This window comes from Pannonibacter phragmitetus DSM 14782 (assembly GCF_000382365.1).
In the GTDB taxonomy this organism is placed as follows: Bacteria; Pseudomonadota; Alphaproteobacteria; order Rhizobiales; family Stappiaceae; genus Pannonibacter; species Pannonibacter phragmitetus.
Window position 1 is genome coordinate 393,927 of record NZ_KB908216.1, and the last position, 20,189, is coordinate 414,115.

Annotated in this window: 18 protein-coding genes and 1 tRNA gene; 6 read left to right on the plus strand and 13 right to left on the minus strand. The window is 65.0% G+C overall.

Features of this window, described 5'->3' with window-relative positions; translation table 11 throughout:
* Positions 1-11 precede the first annotated feature (11 nt).
* Both cobM and cbiE read right to left on the minus strand, forming a co-directional pair.
* Positions 12-776: a precorrin-4 C(11)-methyltransferase gene (gene cobM, locus H163_RS0106770; RefSeq protein WP_026355537.1), complete on the minus strand. Its 765-nt coding sequence runs from the start codon at positions 774-776 to the stop codon at positions 12-14.
* On the minus strand, positions 776-2,047 hold the full coding sequence (gene cbiE / locus H163_RS0106775) for a precorrin-6y C5,15-methyltransferase (decarboxylating) subunit CbiE (protein ID WP_019963804.1): 1,272 nt from the start codon (positions 2,045-2,047) through the stop codon (positions 776-778). Before cbiE ends, cobM begins: the two co-directional genes overlap by 1 nt.
* Here cbiE and H163_RS0106780 point away from each other — a divergent pair.
* Positions 1,998-2,810: a cobalt-precorrin-6A reductase gene (locus H163_RS0106780; protein WP_051105335.1), complete on the plus strand. Its 813-nt coding sequence runs from the start codon at positions 1,998-2,000 to the stop codon at positions 2,808-2,810. The genes cbiE and H163_RS0106780 overlap by 50 nt on opposite strands.
* On the opposite strand, the gene H163_RS0106785 is transcribed toward H163_RS0106780, so the two are convergent.
* The 9 genes from H163_RS0106785 to H163_RS0106825 all read right to left on the minus strand — a co-directional run bounded on the left by H163_RS0106785 (position 2,774) and on the right by H163_RS0106825 (position 13,894).
* Positions 2,774-3,538 (minus strand): precorrin-3B C(17)-methyltransferase, encoded by a 765-nt coding sequence (locus H163_RS0106785; protein ID WP_019963806.1) that lies wholly within the window; start codon positions 3,536-3,538, stop codon positions 2,774-2,776. The two genes, H163_RS0106780 and H163_RS0106785, sit on opposite strands and share 37 nt — an antisense overlap.
* Positions 3,535-4,278 (minus strand): precorrin-2 C(20)-methyltransferase, encoded by a 744-nt coding sequence (locus H163_RS0106790; RefSeq protein WP_019963807.1) that lies wholly within the window; start codon positions 4,276-4,278, stop codon positions 3,535-3,537. Before H163_RS0106790 ends, H163_RS0106785 begins: the two co-directional genes overlap by 4 nt.
* Positions 4,275-4,907, minus strand: coding sequence for a precorrin-8X methylmutase (locus tag H163_RS0106795; RefSeq protein ID WP_019963808.1), 633 nt, complete (start codon positions 4,905-4,907; stop codon positions 4,275-4,277). The genes H163_RS0106790 and H163_RS0106795 overlap by 4 nt, the downstream gene beginning before the upstream one ends.
* A complete protein-coding gene (gene cobG, locus H163_RS0106800; protein ID WP_081625970.1) occupies positions 4,904-6,277 on the minus strand; it encodes a precorrin-3B synthase in 1,374 nt (457 codons plus the stop codon). The genes H163_RS0106795 and cobG overlap by 4 nt, the downstream gene beginning before the upstream one ends.
* Positions 6,274-7,083 carry a precorrin-6A synthase (deacetylating) gene (gene cobF, locus H163_RS22335; RefSeq protein WP_051105336.1) on the minus strand — a complete coding sequence of 270 codons (810 nt, stop codon included), beginning with the start codon at positions 7,081-7,083 and terminating at the stop codon, positions 6,274-6,276. The genes cobG and cobF overlap by 4 nt, the downstream gene beginning before the upstream one ends.
* A 244-nt stretch (positions 7,084-7,327) precedes the next feature.
* Complete coding sequence (locus tag H163_RS0106810) at positions 7,328-8,977, minus strand: GMC family oxidoreductase (RefSeq protein WP_019963811.1); 1,650 nt, start codon at positions 8,975-8,977, stop codon at positions 7,328-7,330.
* Between the two features lie 20 nt (positions 8,978-8,997).
* A complete protein-coding gene (locus H163_RS0106815; RefSeq protein ID WP_019963812.1) occupies positions 8,998-10,437 on the minus strand; it encodes an aldehyde dehydrogenase family protein in 1,440 nt (479 codons plus the stop codon).
* A gap of 124 nt (positions 10,438-10,561) precedes the next feature.
* The gene (locus H163_RS0106820) at positions 10,562-11,494 is read right to left on the minus strand and encodes a helix-turn-helix domain-containing protein (protein WP_019963813.1); all 933 of its coding nucleotides are present in this window, start codon (positions 11,492-11,494) and stop codon (positions 10,562-10,564) included.
* A 195-nt stretch (positions 11,495-11,689) separates the two neighbouring features.
* Positions 11,690-13,894 carry an EAL domain-containing protein gene (locus H163_RS0106825; RefSeq protein WP_019963814.1) on the minus strand — a complete coding sequence of 735 codons (2,205 nt, stop codon included), beginning with the start codon at positions 13,892-13,894 and terminating at the stop codon, positions 11,690-11,692.
* Between the two features lie 522 nt (positions 13,895-14,416).
* Between H163_RS0106825 and H163_RS22340 the strand changes: the two genes are divergently transcribed.
* On the plus strand, positions 14,417-14,713 hold the full coding sequence (locus H163_RS22340; RefSeq protein ID WP_345702297.1) for a septal ring lytic transglycosylase RlpA family protein: 297 nt from the start codon (positions 14,417-14,419) through the stop codon (positions 14,711-14,713).
* Between the two features lie 208 nt (positions 14,714-14,921).
* Here H163_RS22340 and H163_RS0106835 read toward each other — a convergent pair whose 3' ends face one another.
* Positions 14,922-16,553 (minus strand): cryptochrome/photolyase family protein, encoded by a 1,632-nt coding sequence (locus H163_RS0106835; RefSeq protein WP_081625972.1) that lies wholly within the window; start codon positions 16,551-16,553, stop codon positions 14,922-14,924.
* 414 nt (positions 16,554-16,967) lie between these two features.
* Between H163_RS0106835 and H163_RS0106840 the strand changes: the two genes are divergently transcribed.
* The 4 genes from H163_RS0106840 to H163_RS24955 all read left to right on the plus strand — a co-directional run bounded on the left by H163_RS0106840 (position 16,968) and on the right by H163_RS24955 (position 19,790).
* A tRNA-Arg gene (locus tag H163_RS0106840) sits at positions 16,968-17,044 on the plus strand.
* A gap of 173 nt (positions 17,045-17,217) precedes the next feature.
* Entirely contained in the window at positions 17,218-17,973 is a 756-nt protein-coding gene (locus H163_RS23930) for a helix-turn-helix domain-containing protein (RefSeq protein WP_081625973.1), read from the plus strand.
* A 32-nt stretch (positions 17,974-18,005) separates the two neighbouring features.
* On the plus strand, positions 18,006-18,437 hold the full coding sequence (locus H163_RS22345; protein WP_208975333.1) for a plasmid mobilization protein: 432 nt from the start codon (positions 18,006-18,008) through the stop codon (positions 18,435-18,437).
* A 744-nt stretch (positions 18,438-19,181) separates the two neighbouring features.
* Positions 19,182-19,790: a hypothetical protein gene (locus H163_RS24955; RefSeq protein WP_026355542.1), complete on the plus strand. Its 609-nt coding sequence runs from the start codon at positions 19,182-19,184 to the stop codon at positions 19,788-19,790.
* 167 nt (positions 19,791-19,957) lie between these two features.
* Here H163_RS24955 and H163_RS23940 read toward each other — a convergent pair.
* On the minus strand, positions 19,958-20,189 hold a 232-nt coding region (locus tag H163_RS23940), incomplete at its 5' end, for a transposase (RefSeq protein WP_169445920.1).

Consider the following 20,189-nt stretch of genomic DNA (forward strand, 5'->3'; position numbering starts at 1 on the left):
CGCTTGCGGCGTCATAAGCCTTCCCGGCCCCTGAAGCGGCGCTGATAGGCTGGATCGTAGAGCGCGCTTTCGCGGAACTCCTTGGCGCCAAGCCCATGGCCCACAAAGATCAGCGCCGTGCGCTCGATGGGGTTCTCCGCCACTTTCGCGCAGATATCCGCCAGCGTGCCGGAGACGATCCGTTCATCCGGCCAGGAGGCTTTGACAACGATGGCAACCGGGCAATCCGCCCCATAGAGCGGGGTCAGTTCCGCCACCACCCTGTCAAGCGCATGGATGGCGAGGTGGATCGCCAGCGTTGCGCCGGTGGCGCCGAACCGGTCGAGCGTTTCCCCCTCCGGCATGGGCGAGGCCCGGCCAGACACGCGGGTCAGGACAAGGCTCTGGGCCTCCGCCGGGATCGTCAGCTCGCGCCCGAGGGCCGAGGCAGCCGCCGCGAACGCAGGCACGCCTGGCGTCATGGTGTAGCCGATGCCCAGCCGGTTCAGCCGCCGGATCTGTTCGGCCACCGCGCTCCAGACCGACAGGTCGCCCGAATGCAGGCGGGCAACATCCTGCCCGTTATCGGAAGCACGCAGGAACTCGGCCTCGATCTCGTCCAGCGACAGCGGCGCCGTGTCGATGATCCGCGCGCCTTCCGGACAGAAGGCCAGCAGCTCTTCCGAGACGAGAGACCCGGCATAAAGGCAGACCGGGCAGCTTTCGATCAGGCTGCGGCCCCGGACGGTGATCAGATCAGCCGCGCCCGGGCCTGCGCCGATAAAATGGACCTTCATCATTCTTCCTCTTTGATTGGGTCTGCAGCCGCACCCGGCTTCGTCCAGCTCCATTGGGTGACGGGCATGGCCGGCCGCCAGCCGTGCATCGAGCCGATGGGTGCGGCGCGGGCGATTTCAATGCGCGTCAGCGAGCCGCCACTGCGGGCATGCAGGGCAAGAAGCACCGCTTCCATCTCTGTCGTCACCGCATTGGCCACGAGCCGCCCGCCCGGCTTCAGCCGTTCGATGACCGTTTCCATGACACCGGGGTTCGTGCCGCCGCCGCCGACGAACACGGCATCGGGCGCAGGCAGAGCCGTCAGCGCTGATGGCGCTTCGCCCTCAATCACCTGCAGGCCGGGCACGCCGAAGCTTGCGGCATTACGGCGGATGCGGGCCGCGCGTTCGCAATCGCTTTCGATGGCAAGGGCCCTGAGCGAAACATCGGCCAGCATCCATTCGATGCTGACCGAGCCGGAACCGCCGCCAACATCCCAAAGCAGTTCCCCGCGCCGGGGAGCCAAGGCGGAGAGAGTGAGCGCCCGGATCTCGTGCTTGGTGATCTGGCCATCATGCTCGAACAGGCTGTCATCCAGCCCCGGTGCATAGGGCAGCACCCGCGCACCAGAACCTGCCACCACCTCGATGGCGCAGACATTCAGCGCATGGAAATCCTGAGGCGCAAAAGCCCCGGCAGTCTGGCGGCTGATGCGCTCCCTGTCCCCGCCGAGCGCCTCCAGCACATGAAGCTGCGAGGCGCCAAAGCCATCCCCGCTCAGAAGGTGTGCAATGGCGGCAGGTCCGTGCTCATCCGAAGTCAGCGCAATTATGCGGGTACCGGGGTGGAGATGCGGGCGGATCAGCTCCACCGGGCGGCCATGCACGGACACACAGAGCGTCTCCGCCAGAGCCCAGCCAAGACGTGACGCGGCAAGGCTGAAGGAAGACGGGTGCGGAATGACACGCATCTCGCTCACCGGTATCCGCCGCGCCAGCGTCGCGCCTGCGCCATAAAGAAACGGATCACCCGAAGCCAGCACAACCACCGCCCGCCCGCGTTCGGCGGCAACGGCTTCGACCGAGCGCTCGAACGGGCTGAGCCAGGGGCGGGCTTCGCCGGTGATCGCCGCCCCGGCAAGATCCAGATGCCGGACACCACCAAAGACCACTTCTGCCGCTGCGAGCGCTGCCTTGGCAGCCTCGCCAATGCCCGCTAAACCATCCTCACCGATGCCGATGATGGTCAGCCAGGGATGCTGGGGAGACGGCGGGAGATCACGCTTGGACAAGAGTCATATCCTCATTCTGGCAGGCACGGCAGACGCGCGGGCACTGGCGGAACGGCTCGTGCAGCACCCCGGCCTGACAGTCACCCTGTCGCTTGCGGGCCGCACACTGGATCCTGCCGCCCTGCCCGCACCGGTGCGCTCCGGCGGGTTTGGCGGCGCGGAGGGGCTTGCCGCCTATCTGCGGCAGGAGAGTATCAGCCTGCTCATCGATGCCACCCATCCTTTCGCCCGGCGCATGACGGCCAATGCGGTGGAAGCAAGCCGGCAGACCGGAATACCGCTGCTGAAGCTGGAGCGGCCCGCCTGGACGGCGCAGCCGGGGGATAACTGGACCCCGTTCCGCACGATCCGGGAGGCGGTGGAAGCCCTCGGCGCCGCGCCACGCCGCGTCTTTCTCGCAACGGGGCGGCAGGGGGCTTCGGCCATCGAGGCCGCGCCGCAGCACCACTACCTGATCCGCAGCGTCGATCCTGTCGATCCGCCACCTGCCGTGCCCTTTGCCCGGAACATTCTGGCGCGCGGTCCCTTCACGGTGGAGGCGGAGCTGGATCTTCTGACCGGCCACGGCATCGAAGTCATCATCTGCAAGAACAGCGGCGGCGAAGCCACCTATGCCAAGCTGGAGGCCGCCCGCCGCCTTGGCCTTCCGGTGATGATGATCGAACGCAGTGCTCATGAGGCGCCCCTCAGTGCCGGCAGTGCCGATGAAGCCATGACCCTGATCGGTCACTGGCTTGAAGATGCTGCAAAGCGCGGCGTGTAGACGAGATCCGGCAGGCCCTCACGCGGCACCCGCCTCGTCTGCGCCGAGCCGATGATGACGCAGGTGGCCATATCCGCCATTCCGGCCTGGGCCTCCGAGAGGGGAGCAACCACGATCCGCTCATCCGGGCGCCCCGCAGCGCGGCCGAAGATGACCAGCGTCTCCGGCTTCAGAACTTCCCGCAGCAGCTCGAAGGCCCGGTCCAGCTGCCAGGGCCGGGCCTTGCTGACAGGATTGTAGAAGGCCATGACGAACCCGGCTTCGGCAGCAAGGCGCAGCCGCTTTTCGATCAGCGGCCATGGCTTCAGATTGTCGGAAAGGGAAATGGCACAGAAATCATGGCCAAGCGGCGCGCCAATCCGGGCGGCGACGGCCAGCATGGCGGTGATGCCCGGCACGATGACGAGATCAACCTGCTTCCAGCCGTCCGGCCCATGCTCGATGGCCTCGCACACGGCCGCAGCCATGGCAAAGACGCCCGGATCACCGCCCGAGACCATGCAGACCCGCTCGCCCTTCGCGGCTCGCTCCAGCGCATCGCGGGCACGGGCCAGCTCTTCCCGGTTGTCCGAGGCGATCCGCATCTGATCCGGCCGCAGGCTCAGCCGCTCCAGATAGGGCAGATAGCCGAGGAAAGCCGTTGAATCATCAACGGCAGCCTGGGCTTCCGGCGTCATCTGCAAGGGGTTGCCCGGCCCGGTGCCAATCACATAGAGGCGCCCGCTCATCGCAGCCCGCTCCAGCCCGGCACGAGCACCAGCGAGAAATAGGGCGCGGCGTCATCCGGCTTGGCAGCCAGACGCACCACCTTTTCCGCCGCCATGGTGCCGCGTTCCACGTAGATCGCATCCTCAAGGCGTCCGCAAGCCGCCAGCGCCCGCCTGACTTTCGGCAGGTTGCGGCCAATCTTCATGATCACCGCCGCTTCCGTATCGGCAAGCCTGCGCTGCAGCTCGGCTTCGGCCATGGTGCCCGGCAGCACGGACAGGACGTCATCGCCCTGCGCAATGGGAACGCCGGTGCGCGACCAGCAGCCGGACATCGCGGTGATGCCGGGAATGACTTCGACGTCAAACCGGTCCGCCAGCCGCACATGCATGTGCATGTAGGAGCCGTAGAACATCGGATCGCCTTCGGACAGGACAGCGACCGTGCGCCCGGCATTCAGATGCGCGGCAATGGCCTCGGCAGACTCCTCGTAGAAGGCTTCAAGGCATGTGGTGTAGGCCGCCTCATGCTTGTCGATCTCGGTGGTGACCGGATAGTAGAGCGGCAGCTCTTCCACGCCCGGCCGGATCATGCTGTCCGCGATGCGGCGGCCATTGCCGGTGCGCCCGGCCTTGGCGAACCAGGCGATCACATCCGCCTCACCCAATATGCGCACGGCCTTGACCGTCATCAGCTCCGGATCACCCGGCCCCGTTCCCACGCCGTAAAGGCGGCCGGGGGCACCGTTCTGCGCACTCATAGGCCGGGCCTCGCCAGGGCATTGACTGCGGCAGCCGTCATTGCGCTGCCGCCCAGCCGTCCGTGCACCGTGGCAAAGGGCACGCCCCAGGGGTTATCCGCCAGCGCTTCCTTGGACTCCGCCGCGCCGACAAATCCCACCGGCATGCCGATGATGGCTGCGGGCTTCGGCGCGCCGTCGCGCAGCAGCTCCAACAGGTAGAACAGCGCGGTTGGGGCATTGCCGATGGCAACGACCGAACCGGCGAGCCTGTCCAGCCAGAGCCGCATGGCAGCCGCCGAGCGGGTGTTGCCGATCTCAGCCGCCATCTCCGGCGTGCGCGGATCGCGCAAGGTGCAGATGACCTCATTGTTTGCCGGCAGGCGGGCCGCCGTGACCCCGCGCGCGACCATTTCCGCATCACAGAACACCGGCGCGCCCGAAAGCAGCGCCTGACGCGCCGCCGTGACGAAATCAGGCGAGAAGCTGAAATGCGCGGCGGCCTCGACCAGGCCGCAGGCATGAATCATCCGGACGGCAACATCCGCTTCAGCCACGGAGAACCGCGACAGGTCCGCCTCTGCACGGATGATGGCGAAGGACTGCCCGTAGATGGCTGTCCCGTCCTTGATATAGTCGTAGTGCATCATGCCCTTTCTGCCCCGGCCATGGCGAGGATGGCGGCTCCGCTTGCGCCGAGCACATGCTGCGCTGTTTGCCCCGGTTGGCGGTTCAGTTCAATCCCGCGCTGCAGGCGGGGCAGAACTGTTTCCAGCCTCTGCGGAGAAAGCTGCAGGTCCGGCCGGCTGTCCGCCCGTCCGCCCAGCACGATGGCCGCCCCCTGCTCCGTGCCGGTGACCGTCAGCGCCGCCGTCTGCGGATGGGCGCAGCCCTTGGAACAGCCGGAAACATGAACGCGGCAGGAGCCATCGAGCACACCCGGTTCTGCGGCCGAAGCGGCGCTGACGAGACGTTCCGCCAGCTGGCGGGTGTTGATCCTTGCCGCCGCACAAAAGCCGGTGCCGGGGCAGGCGGAAATGAAATGCGCCGGATCAGACGGCGAGGTGATGAGCCCTTGCGCCCCGGCAAGCGCTGCGGCGGCTTCCACCGTCTCTTCCGTCAGCCCCAGCACCAGCAGCGCGTGATCCGGCGCAAGCCGGATTTCCGTGGCGCCGAGGCGCTGAAGCCCGGCCATCAGTGCTTCCAGCTCATCCGCGTGGATGCGGCCATAGGCGAGCCGGAGCGCCAGAACGAGGAGAGCAGCGCTGCGGATCACACCGGCCGGCCTGACCGGCGCGGGGAAGCCGGCCTCAGGACCTGCGCCGTCCCCGCCCCCCTCGATATCAGGGGCAATATCCCGCCCGCGTGCGTGGCCGCCGCGCTGCGATAGGGCGCGCAGCAGATCCATCACCCGGGCCGCTGCAGCTTCCTCCGGCAGAAGGGCAACAGGCTTTGCCGATCCGGCATCGCCCGCCAGCGCAAGGCGCCAGAGCACGCCGCCCTCTGCCTTCACCGCATCGAGCCGGATGTCCGCGCTGGCCGTGGACAGGTTGAAACAGCCGCCGCCGTTGACCGTGATTGCCAATTTCGGCGCAAGGGCGAGCGGCGGAACATGGCTGGCAATGCCCTGCCGGATCGCTTCGGCAAGCTCTGTTGCATCCGCCGTTTCAGACGGATCAAGCCCGGAAAGGGGCGGAACCTCGATGGCAGTGCCCGTGCGCGTCTCGATGCCGGCCGCCTGCAATCCTTCGGCCAGCGGAGCGGCGCTCTCCGGCGTCAGGCCGCGAATCTGCAGATTGCCGCGCGCGGTCACCTCCAGAAGGCCATTGCCGGTGCGGCGGGCAAGTCCTGCCATCGTCATCCATTTGGCAGGGCTGAGGCCGGGCGCCTGCGGGCGCAGCCGCACGAGAAGGCCGTCGCCCGTGGCCATGGGCGCGGCCAGCGACGGGCACGCCCCCCGCCTGACCGGAACACGTGGAGCCTCCCCAACGGCCAGAGCCGGTGTCTTTAGCGCGCTCATGCCGCATCCTCCCGGTTCAGGGGGACGGTTTCATCCTGCGCCGTCAGACCGGATGCCGGGCGGCGGATGAGATAAGTGTCCATGATCCAGCCATGCTTTGCCCTTGCTGCCTGCCGCAGGCGGGAAATCTCCGCCGCCACGTCTCCCAGCCGGCCCGAGACGAGAATTTCCATCTCCGTGCCCAGATAGGCACCCCAGAAGATCTGCGCGTCCGGCTCACCGGCGCCCTCATAGGCCTGAACCCCGTCGAGCATCACCGCAACATCCGCAGAACCTGTGGTCCAGCCCTGCGCCAGACGGCGGCCGGTGGTGATCTCCACCGGCTGGCCGATGCGATTGAGCGGAATCCTGTGCCTTGCGCACAGCACCTGCAGGCTGCTGATGCCGGGAATGACGTCGTAATCGAAGGCAATCCGCCCGCGGTCGCGCAGGTGCTCCATGATGCGGATGGTGCTGTCATAGAGCATGGGATCGCCCCAGACGAGCACGCCTGCGGTCCCTTCCGGGCCCATCTCTTCGGCCAGAAGCTGCTCGTAGATTCCGGCAATCGCCAGATGCCAGTCGTCCACGGCCGCCGGGTAGTTGCTGTCCTTGCGGCGGACGGGCATGTCGAAATGCACGAGTTTCGGGTCTTTGCGGGTGATGTAGCGGCCGCAGATCTGTTCGCGCAGCCGCACGAGGAAGTCCTTTTCCCCGCCTTTCCTTGGCAGAAAGAGCGCGTCGCAGCTGTTCAGCGCATTGACCGCTTCCATGGTCAAATGCTCGGGATTGCCTGCGCCAATCCCGATGACCCGAACCCGTCTCATCATCATTCCCCCGTGCGCCCAGCGCTCCCGGTCCGCGTCCCTGCATGGGTCCCGCGGGAAGTCATTGCGGCGCAGGAACTGGCCTTGCACCCTGAGCCGCGACATTAGCCTGCCCCCGCCGCGAAGGCCAGCCGCAAGACCTGCGGCAGTTTCCTCCTTTTGGCCAACAGGCTGCCGGGAAAACGAAACCCCGGCCGCAGTCTCCTGCAGCCGGGGCGCGAGGCATGCCTTTCAGGCTGCGGGGTCAGGCGTCCGCCTTGATCATGTCGGCGGCCTTTTCGGCGATCATGATGACCGGCGCATTGGTGTTGCCGGTGGGCACATCGGGCATGATCGAAGCATCGGCGATGCGAAGGCCGTCAATCCCGCGCACGCGCAGCTGCGCATCCACGACCGACAGCTCATCCTCGCCCATCTTGCAGGTGCCGCACTGGTGGTGATAGGTCACCAGCGCAGAGCGGGCATAGTCTGCCAGCGCCTCATCCGACTGGGCCTCCGGCCCCGGATAGATTTCCCGCTTCACCCAGGCCTTCATCGACGGCTGTTCCGCCACCTCGCGCAGCAGGCGGATGCAATGGACAAGGGCGTCCACATCTTCCTGAGCGGAGAGAAGGTTCGGGTCCAGCAGCAGTTCCGCATCCGGATCGGCCGAGGAAAGCCGCAGCGTGCCGCGCGAAACCGGCCGCACGCCACCGGCGTTGAAGGTGAAGGCGTTGCTGACCGAGGCATCCTGCCCTTCCACATAGGTGGGCACATGGAAGCCGAGCGGCTGCAGGTCCGGCTCAGGCAGGTCCGGCCTCGTCTTGGCGAAGAGCTGCACATGCAGCACGGTCATCCCCGGATCCTGCGGCGGCGGCACGGGCTGGGACGCTTCCCAGATGACCGGCAGCAGCGTGTGGTCATGCAGGTTTTCGCCCACGCCGGGCAGGTCGAGCTTCACCTCGATGCCCATCTCTTCCAGATGCGCCTGCGGGCCGATGCCGGAGAGCATGAGCATGCGCGGGCTTTCGATGGCCCCGCCCGTCAGCACCACTTCCTTGGCCGCCTTGACCGTATGGGTCTGGCTGTCCTGCATGTAGGTGACGCCGGTGGCGCGGCCGTTCTCGATCTCCACCTTCAGCACGCGGGCATTGGTGATGAGCGTCAGGTTGGGCCGCTCCAGCGCCGGGCGCAGGAAGGCAACGGCGGTGGACTGGCGCTTGCCGTCCTTGATGTTGAGGTGGCAGTAGCCCGCCCCCATCTGGCTTTCGCCGTTGCAATCGGGATTGTCCGCATGCCCTGCCTCGATGGCAGCATCCCGCATGGCCTTGCAGACCGGGTGCGGGGTGATCTTCGACTGCACATGCAGCGGTCCGCCCTTGGCGTGATAGGCCGAGGCCTCGCCATCGTAATCCTCGGACTTGAGGAAATAGGGCAGCACATCCTTCCAGGCCCAGCCCTCGTTGCCGAAGGAGGCCCAGCGGTCATAGTCGGTGGGCGCGCCGCGCACATAGATCATGCCGTTGAGCGAGGACGATCCGCCCAGCGTCTTGCCGCGCGGCCAGTCGATCCGCCGCCCGTTCGCATGTTTCTGCGGCACGGTGCGGTAGGCCCAGTCATATTCCGAACGCCACAGCTCGATCAGCCGGACCGGGGTGGAGATGGCTTCGCTGTTGTCGGGGCCTCCCGCCTCGATCAGCAGCACCTTCGCCCCCGACTCGCTGAGCCTTGCGGCCAGCACGCAGCCCGCGCTGCCTGCCCCGCAGATGATGTAGTCAAAGCTGCCGTCCAGCGCTTCGGCGGTATTGATGGATGCGCCCGGCAGACCGTTTGCCAGCACCAGCACACCGCTGGCGACGGCAACCTTGCCGATGAAACTGCGCCGGGTCAGCCCGTTTCCTGTTTCAGTGCTCATGTTTTTTCCTCCCGCCCCTTTCAGAGAATCATCACCTGAATGTCCGTGTATTCGAGCAGCCCCTCCTGGCCGAACTCGACACCAAGGCCCGACATCTTTGTGCCCCCAAAGGGGGCGTTGGGCTGAATCATGCCGTGCTTGTTGATCCAGACGGTGCCGCATTCGAGCCGCGAGGCCACAGCGCGCGCCTTCTCCGGATCGGACGACCAGACCGAGCCGCCGAGGCCGGACGGACTGTCATTGGCGGCACGGATCGCCTCTTCCAGATCGGTGTAGCGGATGACCGGCAGCGCCGGGCCGAATTGCTCCTGATCAACCAGCGGATCCCCGTTCGACAGGCCGGTGATCACCGTCGGCGGGAAGAACAGGCCTTCGCCCGGAGCACCGCCGGTGACGACAGTGCCCTTGGCTCTGGCGCTTTCCACCAGCGCTGCCACCTTGTCGAACTGCATCTTGTTGGCCACCGGCCCCATCACCGAGGTTTCCTCCAGGCCATTGCCGACCGGGATGTTGCGGATATAGGCGGCCAGCGCCTCGACCACCGCATCATGGATGCTGTCGTGCACATAGAGCCGCTTCAGCGCGGCACAGGTCTGCCCCATGTTGATGAAGGCGCCCCAGAACAGGCCTTCGGCAATGGCCTGCGGATCGGCATCGGGCAGCACGATGCCCGCGTCATTGCCGCCCAGTTCCAGCGTCAGGCGCTTCATCGTGCCGGCGGCGGAGCGCATCACCTTCTGGCCCGTGGCCGTCGAACCGGTGAAGACCACCTTGCGAATGTCAGGATGGGCGGAAATGAGCCCGCCGAGGCTGGTGCCCTTGTCATCGCCCGTCACCACGTTGACGACACCGGCGGGCAGAACCTCGTTCATCAGTTCCACCATGCGCAGGGTGGACAGCGGCGTGTAGGGCGAGGGCTTGCACACGACCGTGCAACCGCTGCGGATGGCCGGAAGAATGTGCCAGACGGCAATGATCATCGGCCAGTTCCACGGCGTGATGGAACCGACGACGCCAACCGGCTTGCGGTGCATCTCGACGCGCCCGGCCTCACCGTCCTGCAGCACCTCCACCGGCAGGGTCAGACCGGCCGTGTAGCGGCACCAACCCGCAGCGCCCTGCACCTCGAAGCGGGAACCGACACCGTTGAGCGGCTTGCCCTGTTCGCGGGTGATGAGGCGCGAGAGTTCATCCGCATGGGCTTCCAGCTTGTCTGCAATCGCATGGCAGGCGGCCACACGGTCCGCGTCCGGGCGTGCGGCCCAGCCCGGAAAGGCCGCAGCGGCTGCGGCAACGGCGGCATTCAGCTCCGCCTCGCCCGCATTGGGGGCAAAGCCGACGACCGCACCAGTGGCAGGATCATCAACCGCGAAGACAGTGTCCAGATTGACCTTCTGGCCATTGATGATGAGCGGATAGACGGGCGCGGATGCAGCGGCATCCGAAGCATGCAAGGTCATGTCAGTTCCCTCCTTCAGGATTATTATGAAGGAAGGTTAGGCGCGCCTGCCGGGTGCGGTCTTGGGCGCATGCGACAGATGCCTTGGTGTGAAGCGTCACAGCAGAGACACTCGCCACCCGTTTTCAGTGATGGCTGGCGGCCCCCGGTGCATGGCCGAAACGGCGGCGGTAGGCGCGGTAGAAATGCGACAGATCGCCAAAGCCCTGCTCATAGGCAATATCGGCCACCGTGCGCTGCGGTTCAGCCATGAGGCGGCGCCGCGCTGCATCGAGCCGGATGGCGAGGATCTGTTCGCGCGGGCTGTCCCCGTGGCGGGCAAAAGCCCGCTGAAGCTGCCGGGGCGCAACCCCCAGAAGCGCACACAGGGTGCCGGCGCTGAAATCAGGATCACGGAAATTCTGCCGGATCAGCCGCAGCGCCTCGCCGAAAAGCCCCTCCCCCTGCACGCCATGATCCGCAGAGCCGCGGGCGAGATCATGCATGTAGCTGCCGAAGAGGGCGAACAAGGCCTCCTGCAGCGGCGTTGCCGCCTCTTCCCGGCTCTCGCACAAGCGGTTCAGCACCGCCTGCATGGCAATGGCGATGCTGTCCTCCCGGCGGATCGCAATTCCCCCGCCCGGCAGGCCCGGAATGCGGCGGATCAGATCCTCCCGCGGCAGATGCACGGAGAGCTGTTCGCTGAAACCCTGCTCGAAATTGAAGTGGCTTGGCCTTGCCGCATCCATCAGGAACATGTCGCCGGGGCGCATGACCACATCTCCCTCCAGCTGGCGCATGCGGGCCGAACCCCGGTTCTGGATGGTCAGGACAAAATGATCGAGATGATCCGTGCGGTAGGCCTGCGCGCTGCGCAGCACGCTGGCGCCCGCCACCGCCACATAGGCCAGCTCCAGCCCGTTCGACTGGCGCAAGGCCGTGCTGGCCTGAAAGGCCGGGCTGGCGGAATCCGTTCCGCCCTCTGCTGCGCGCACGTCAAAACAGCCGCAGACCTTCGAGATGCCATCCCGGAAGGCCCCGATGCCGGAAAAATCGTGTGCTGCGAAATGCTCCCTCATGGCGTGCCACGCCCCATCCGCATGTGAAGGTGGCTCCGGTCATTCCGGTCTGTGCCTTGCGCTTGCGGGCGGTTATCCACCTCTACGCATTATTCCTGAGCCGCCTTCATTGAGCCCTTGCGCAACCGCGCTGTCAAGCCGCTCCTGCGCAGAGCCCTGCGGCCCCGCTCTTCATCGCGTCACTGCGGGGGCGCCTCACGCGGCTTTTTTCAGGAGATCGGCGGCGCTGGTCCAGGACTGCGGGGCGCCGAAATGGAAACCCTGCGCGGTGAAGACGCCAAGTTCGGCGAGGCAAACGGCGGTGTCCTCATTCTCCACCGCTTCGGCGATGACCCTTGCCCCCAGCGAGGCAGCCACCAGCACGATGCCCTTGACCTGAACCCGCTGCACCCGGTCGCTCAGCAGGCTCGCCGTCATGCTGCCGTCGATCTTCAGCCACTTGAGGCGAAGGCCCTTCAGATGCGTGGTTCTCGGCCAGTTGCCGGCGAAATCATCCAGAATCAGCGTCGCGCCATGGGCCTTGAGGATGGCGGCAAGCCGCGTCATGCCTGCGGTTTCGCGCGCGACCGCCAGCTCGGACACCTCAAAGGCCAGCCGTGTGGCGATGGCCCGGTTCCGCGCAAGGGCCCCATCCAGGAAGCCCAGAAAAGCGCTGTCGCCCAGCGACTGCTCCGACAGGTTGATGGAGAATTGCCCGGCTGCGGCCCGGCCGCCCCGGCGCAGCCGCGCCAGCGCCAGTTCGACCACCCGCCGGTCCACCTGCGGCAGCAGGCCATGCCGTGCGGCGGCGGACAGCACGCCCTGCGGCTCCAGAAGGCCCAGCTCCTCATCGTCCACCCGCAGCAGCAATTCGGTCATCACCGTGCGGCCCGTGGCCGTGCAGCACACCGGCTGGGAAAAGAGCTGCAGGCGGTCAGCGGCGAGCGCCTGCTCGATCCGCTCCAGATTGGAGCGCGAGGCCTTGTAGGAGGCCAGAAGATGCTCATCAAAGCGGAACTGCAGCACCTTGCCCCCGCCCAGCGCCTTGCTCGAAATGCAGGCCTGATCGGCCCAGCGCAGCACATCCGCCGCCGAAGCATTGAGCGTGCGGGCAAATTGCCGGTCCAGAACGGCAAAACCGATGCTGCCGCCGGTGCGGTAAACCGCGCCATCCCACGGGAAGTTGAGCTGGGCCAGAGATGCCGCGATGGTGCTGGCAAAGCCATGGGCGCCATCCTCATCGGCGCTGAAGCGGATGATGGCAAACTCGTCACCGCCAAGCCGCGCCACAAGCGCCGTTTCTCCTGCAATATGCCGAAGCTGGGCGGCGATACGCTCCAGCATGGCATCGCCTGCCGTATGCCCGGCCCGGTCATTGATGATCTTGAACTGGTCAAGATCCACCACCAGCACCGTAATGCCGGCAGAGGCGCCCGCCCGCACCCGGGTCAGTTCCGTCTCAAGCGCCTGCTGAAACGCGCGCCGGTTGGCAAGGCCCGTCAACGGGTCCTCCATGGCAAGGCGCTCCAACTCCCGCGTGCGCGCTTCCGGCTCGCGGCCCGCAACGGCTCCAACGGCAGTGCCCAGCACCAGCATGACACCGTCGGCGCGGCCGACCCAATCACGGCTGGGCGCAAAGGTCAGCACCACATCCTTGAGCATTTCCGCGCTGCCCGGCGCACCGGCCTTGCGCTGGCACAGCTGCGCCAGCGCACCCGTCATCTGGCTGGATGGCAAGGTGACATGGGTGCACTCGCCCTCCAGCGCCGCATCAAAGGCCGGCGCCAGCGCACGGCGGAAAATCTCGTGGCCGGCAAGCTCTGCCAGATGCATGCCGGTGAGGGCGCTCTCATCCATATCCTGAAGCGTGGCGAGTTGCGGGTCATGGTCATCGACCGGGAGCACATCGGCCACCCGGCCATTGCGCCCCAGCATCAGCACCCGCCCAGCCAGCAGATGCGCCGCCTGCTGGGCAATGCGCATGCGCCGCTCGGCCGGGCCGACGAAAGCAAGCTCCCGAAGCTCCAGAAATAGGAGCTGCGTCTGGCGCGGCGCAGCGGCGGTGCGCAAGGGGGTGCAGGTCAGCCGCATCGGCGCCCCGCGCCCCTCGTCAAAGGCAAACATGCCCTCGGCCATGGCTGGCTTACCGCGCGCCGCCATCTCGATCAGCGGCCGAAGACGGCGCAGGGCGGGTTCATTGATCACAGCCTCAAGGGAGCGCCCGGTCAGAAGCGCGCTGCTGCAGGCCAGCTCTTCCAGCAAGGCCTGATTGGCCAGCAGGAATTTGCCCCGGGCGGTGAGCAGGGCGGCCGGATGGCGCACGCTGTGCAGCAATGTTCCCGCCGCGCAGGCGAGATCAAGTTCCGTCAGCGGCCTGACATCTGCATGGGTCTGCGGAGAAATCGAGGTCTCTTCAGTCAAACCGTATCCCTCAGCAAAAGGACCAGACTTCCTGATCCTCTCCCCCCAAATCGATCTCCAGAAGTGGACCACCACCGCGTTGCGGGCAACCGGGACGCGGACAGTTTTCCCAATGGCGCTCCCGGTGACCTTAACAAACCGTTAACGCGCTGGCGAGGATTTCCACCGCGCTCTGCTTCGATGCGAGCGGACGCAGCGTCACAATATGGCCAGATTGTATAGGCATCAGGCGCCATCGATTTCCGGAGTCATCGAAGGTCTGGCTCCAGATGAACTGCTGACTATCCTGTGAGGGCTGGCTTTTTCCGCAGGTCCCTCCTGGCGGATTTACAATTCCGTTTCAGCCCTGTGCTGAGCGCCGCCGCAGGAAGATCACCGGGGGATGAGACAATAGAGTCCGAATATGAGATGAAGACCAGCGCATCACGCGCGGTATACGCCAGGTCTTTGGCAGCATTGGCTTTTTCCATGGCAGCGGCCGCCTCTGCGACAGCCTCTGCCGCCACATCCGGCCAATGCGGCATGGCATCGTGGTATGCAATGACCAGCAAGACTGCCAGCGGCGAGCGCGCCAATCCCAACATGCTGACGGCGGCCCACCGGTCCCTGCCTTTCGGCACTGTGGTCACGGTAATCAACCTGGACAACGGCAGGCAGGTGAAGGTCCGGATCAACGATCGCGGCCCCTTCGCCCGCTCCCGTGTCATCGATGTGACCCGGCAGGCGGCGAACGAACTGGGCTTTACCGGCAAAGGCACGGCACGGGTCAAGGTCGTCGGCCCGCATGGCAACACTCTTCGTGCCGGCAAGCACTGTTAACAATACGGATGCACAGCCGTCCATTTTATCTTTTGCCGCAAGAACGAAGCGTTATTTGTGAAGGTTCCTGACATTAAGTAATGACAGCATCAGAGGCGGCCGTTACATTTCGCCGTCGTGGTCGATGGGGCCATGTGCACAAAACTTGAGCCGCGCACCTTCGCCCGAAGGGCGCGGCCTTTTTGAATTTTTCCGGTTTTCTTCGAAATTACAGTGACTTGAGGAAAGCGTCAGCCTGCCGGTGCAGGTCCCGTTTTGCCTCTTCCGCCATCTTGTCATAGGTGCGGAAAACCTGTGCCAGACGCGGATTGCCGCGCAGCTTTTCGCCGTTGCGGACCAGAAAGTCCCAATAGAGTGCATTCAGCGGGCAGGCATCGCGCCCCGTTCGCTGCTTCACGTCATAGCGGCAGCTGCCGCAATAATCCGACATGCGGTTGATATAGTTGCCCCCCGCCGCATAGGGCTTGGAGCCGAGCAGCCCGCCATCGGCAAACTGGCTCATGCCGATGGTGTTGGGCGCCTCCACCCACTCGAAGGCGTCGATATAGACCGCCAGATACCATTCATGCACCTCGCGCGGGTTGACCCCCGCCAGCATGGCGAAATTGCCGGTCACCATCAGCCGCTGGATGTGATGAGCATAGGCCGTGTCGCGCGTCTGGGTGATGGCCTCGCGCAGACAGCGCATGTCCGATTCGCCCGTCCAGTAGAAGGCCGGCAGGGGCCGGTGCGCTTCCAGCGCGTTTTCTTCCGTATAGCCGGGCATCTTCAGCCAATAGATCCCCCGCACATATTCGCGCCAGCCGATGATCTGGCGGATATAGCCTTCCGCCGAATTGAGCGGCACCCGCCCGGCCCGCCATTCATCCTCCACCCGGCGGCAAACCTCCAGCGGATCGAGAAGCCCGGTGTTGAGATAGGGCGAAAGCACCGAATGATAGAGCCAGGCCTCTCCGTTGAGCATCGCGTCCTGATAGTCGCCAAAGGACGGCAGCGCCTCGTGCAGGAACCAGTCCAGCGCCGCCTGCGCGTCTTGCGCCGTCACGCCATAGGCAAAGCCCTCCAGCCGCCCGAAATTCTGCGCAAAGCGCGCAGCCACCAGCGCCAGCACCTCTTTCGTCACTGCATCAGGCACGGCCCGGAAGGGCCGCGGCAGGAACAGGCTGCCTTCCGCCGGCTTGCGGTTTTCCGCATCAAAGTTCCAGCGACCCCCTGCCGGTTCGTCTCCCTCCATCAGGAGACCGGTCTTGCGCCGCATCTCGCGGTAGAAATATTCCATGCGCAGCTGCTTGCGCCCTTCCGCCCAGGCGGCAAATTCATCCAGCGGGCAGAGGAAGCGGGTGTCTTCCAGCAGAACGGTTTCGCATCCGGTCAATGCGCCCCAGCCGGTCATGTCCTCCAGCACCCGCCATTCGCCAGGCTTCGTGGCAAGGATCCTGCTGCAGCCATGGCGAAAGGCTGCTCGCTGCACTTCTCCGGCAAGGCTTCCCGTATTGTCCGGGTCCTCCAGCGTGATGTAGTCCACGCGCCAGCCAGCCTTTCGCAGAGCAATGGCAAAGTGGCGCATGGCCGAGAAGATGAAGGCGATCTTCTGCTTGTGATGGCCCACATAGCTCGCCTCGCTCATCACCTCCGCCATGAGCACCACAGACCGCTCCCTGTCTGCGGCGGCAAGCGAGGGCAGGTTCAGCGACAGCTGGTCACCCAGCACAGGCACAAGCGTCTCCACCGGACCTGCCGGTGCATGCGGTTCAGCACCAAAGGCAGCGGCAAAGGCCGGGGCATCCGCAAAGGCGGAGTTACGGGCAGTTGCGGCGTCAGCTTCCGGCAGATGGGGCATGGGCAGGGGCAGCTCTTTTGTCCGGCGGGTCCTGCCGCCGCAGGGTGCCGGAGAGGTCACAACGAAGAGATCAGGCACGGCAGCCGCTCTCAGCTGCCTCTACGCAACCGGCGCCGCGCTGTATCACTGGTACGGGTGAAGGAACATCGCCGCATGGCCGGAAGATGGATACAACCCTTTCCTTCCGGCTTGCCTGACGACAGAAACCCACCACTCCGCCAATAGGGCCCGCTCCCGTGCCGCAGGACAAGGGCGGCCAGAACCCGGCATATGCATGAAGCCGCAAGGCCTTGCCGGAACCTCGCAACTCTGCGCTTTCCTGCTATCCACGCGGGAGAACAGAAAAGCCGTTGCCGAGACGGTTTCATTCCTGTATCAGAACCGAACCGGCCGGTCCCAACCGGTGCCCGGTCAGCACCCGTAGCTCAGCTGGATAGAGCGCTGCCCTCCGAAGGCAGAGGCCAGGGGTTCGAATCCCTTCGGGTGCGCCATTTTCCCAAAGAAAATCAAGCGCTTGCGAGACTGGTAAATTTTCGCCAGTCCCAAATCTGCATCTTTTTGCAGGCCGAATCTGCCTGTTTTCCGGCTCAGCCCGTACAAATCCCGTACAGTCCCCACAGCTGTATGCACTCCGGACAAGCGACGTTGCGCCCAGGGGGCGCGGATGAGCGGCGAGTGGACCTTCCGGGATGTGAAGCTGCAATGGCTTCAGCAACTGAGCTGTGATGCTGAGCTCAGCGACTGCGCCAAGTGCGTGGCGCTGCATCTTGCCACCACATACATGAACGGCCACACCGGCAAGGCGTGGCCGTCCTATCAGACCTTGGCAACCGCTCTGGGCAAGAGCGTCAAGACGATCCAGCGCGCCATCAAGGAACTGGAGAGCCGGGCATGGCTCGAAGTCCGGCGCGGGAACGGCGTTGGGCACAATACGGAATATTGTCCTTCCAGAGCTTCAATCATAAGGGCATCGGCAGCCCGCGAAAAGACGGACAAGGTTGTCCCCCTTCGTCCCGCCAAAGGAGGACAAGACTGTCCCGGAAGGCGGTCAGATGTGTCCGCCAAAGGGGGACAGAACTGTCCACCAAACCTATATAAAGAAAAAATAAATAACCTACGCCCGCCTGCGCATGAGCAGGCGCCCGCAGGCAGTCCCAGGCCCCGGCTGACTGTTCTCAAATCGCAGGTGCAGCAACTGGCTGCTTGGGAGGATTGGCTTCACCGCGAGGGCCTGCCCCCCATTGCCCGGCTTTGTGCCGAAACTGTTTCGTCTCAAGGGCCTGCCTACCATCTGCCCAAACGCTGGCCTCCCGAAGACGGCGGCGAGCATGAGGCTATGTGCCGGGATTTCTTCCGCAGCAAATTGCCGTCTTTCCCGTCGCTTTGTCATGCCAGACCAGCTCTGGAGGCTGCCCGGTGACACAGGCCGAAGATCAGAGAGCAAGGCGACCCGTGTCATACGACACGGAGCCTTGCGAGGGGCGGCGAGCCTCCCCTTCGAACCCCTCCGGCGCAAGCCCCGGCGGTCTCTCCGAGACCGTGGTCTTGCGATGTACAGCGGCGGAAAAAAAGGAACTGAAGCGCAACGCCGCGATGGCAGGCCTGAGCATCTCGGTGATGCTGCGGGGCTCCCTGAGCCTGATCAAGCCTTCGCGCCGCCGCCCGGCACCTAAGGCCGATCCGCAGCTGCTGGCCGCACTCAGCCGCATGGGAACCAATCTCAACCAGATTGCACACGCGGTGAATTCCGCCCGCGCCATGGGGGACATGCATCAGCTGGATGCGCTCGCCCTTCTTTCGGCCTTGCTGAGCATTGACCGGCAGCTTTCCCTCACGCTCGCCCGCCATGCCGGGGAAGGCGGGGAAGGTGAGGCGGCATGCTGATCAAGTTCTTTCCCAATGGGCGGGGCGGCGGCGATGCCCCGGTGAATTATCTCACCGCCGCAACCGTTCTCGCCTATGACGCAAGCCGAGCGCTGATGCGTGATGAGGCGGGGCGCGCCATGACCCGGCACCGCGAGCCCCTGCCCGAGGTCCTGGCCGGAGACCCAGAGCGCACCCGGCTGCTGATTGATGCTTGCCCGCACCAATGGACCTACCGTTCTGGCGTGATCAGCTTTGCCGCTGAAGACGCGCCAGACGAAGCTCAGCAGCGGCGCACAATGGAGGCCTTTGAAGACCTTGCCTTTGCAGGGCTTGAGCGGGATCAGGTGGACATGCTGTGGGTGCGCCATCGCCACGAAGGGCGCGTCGAGCTTCACTTCCTGACCCCGCGCATGGAACTTGGTTCCGGCAGAAGCCTCAACATTGCGCCGCCCGGCTACCGCAAGGCCATGGATGCCCTGCGGGACGTTCTGAACAAGACCTACGGCTGGGCAGACCCCGAAGATCCAGCCCGCGCCAGAGATGCAAGGCCCCAACTGGAAGCCAGGGTCCGGGCGCAGGGGCGCGAGGAGATCCAGCACTGGCTGGAGGACCTGACTGCCGAGGGGCGCATCACGGACCGCAAGACAATGCTGGAGGCGCTGGAAAGCGCCGGCTTCAACCTGCCCCGCCAGGGCAAGGCCTACCTCACAGTTGAAGATCCGGACAGCGGAACACGCTGGCGGCTCAAAGGAGAAATGTTTCATGCAGACTGGACGCGAGAGAAGACCGCTTTCCGAGCGCTTGAGCGAGAACATGGAGAGCCTGCGCCGGGCGCAGAACGGTCAACAACAGGGTCTGAACTTGCCAGAACCGCAACAGCCCGTCTTGCCGGGCTTGCCCTTGCAGACTTGCGAGCAAGGCTTGCGCAGCATGTGGAAAGACGCGCAAGCTACAATCGCAAGCGATATCCGCACATCGCAAGAGGCGCTGGAACGCAGGCTCAACAGCAGCTTCAGCGAGATGCTGAACAAGAGCCTGAGCGCACAGCAGCAGGCGGAGAACGCTCATCAGAGGACCGTTCTGCAGAGCCTCAAGCAACTGGAGACAGAGGCCTGCCAACAGGCCCAGATGATCAGCTTCAGGCAACGCTGGCAGACGCTGGCTTTGACCGCTCTTTTCTCGATGCTGATCACCCTGGCTGCGGTGATGGCCGCCGACAGCCACCTCAGAGGCACACTGCTCTACGCAGCCCTGAATGGGGTGAAACATGGAGCGAAGGACTTCACGGCCCTCTACTACGACACAAGAACGGGGGAAGTCCGCTGGTGCAAGGAGAGCGCAAACCGGTTCATTTGCAGGGAGAGCAGATAAATGACGCAGGTCTTTCAGTCTGGCAGCCCAAAGAGGCCCCATCCCGGGGACGCGGAGCACCCGCAGATGCTGACACCGCTCGAGCGCGAGTTGCTGACCTTGGTCGAGCGGTTGAACATGGGAGTGTCAGGAATTTCGTGTACGGGCGTGCGGTTGAACATTTCTGTTTACGCCCTCGCGGCTTGGAAACGGTCCGCGAAGAGAACTGCGAATTGGGATTTAGCCATCGCCCATTCTCTGGCTGGCATTTTCCACTCTTTCTCCGATCTGTTCAAGACCAGATACAGGAGTTTGGTGGCCGCCTCGTCAGAGGGGAAGTGGCCCCTTGCCCGTACCGCGCGGCGTAGCTTGGAATTCAAGGCCTCGATGGCATTCGTCGTATAAATGATCCGCCGGACA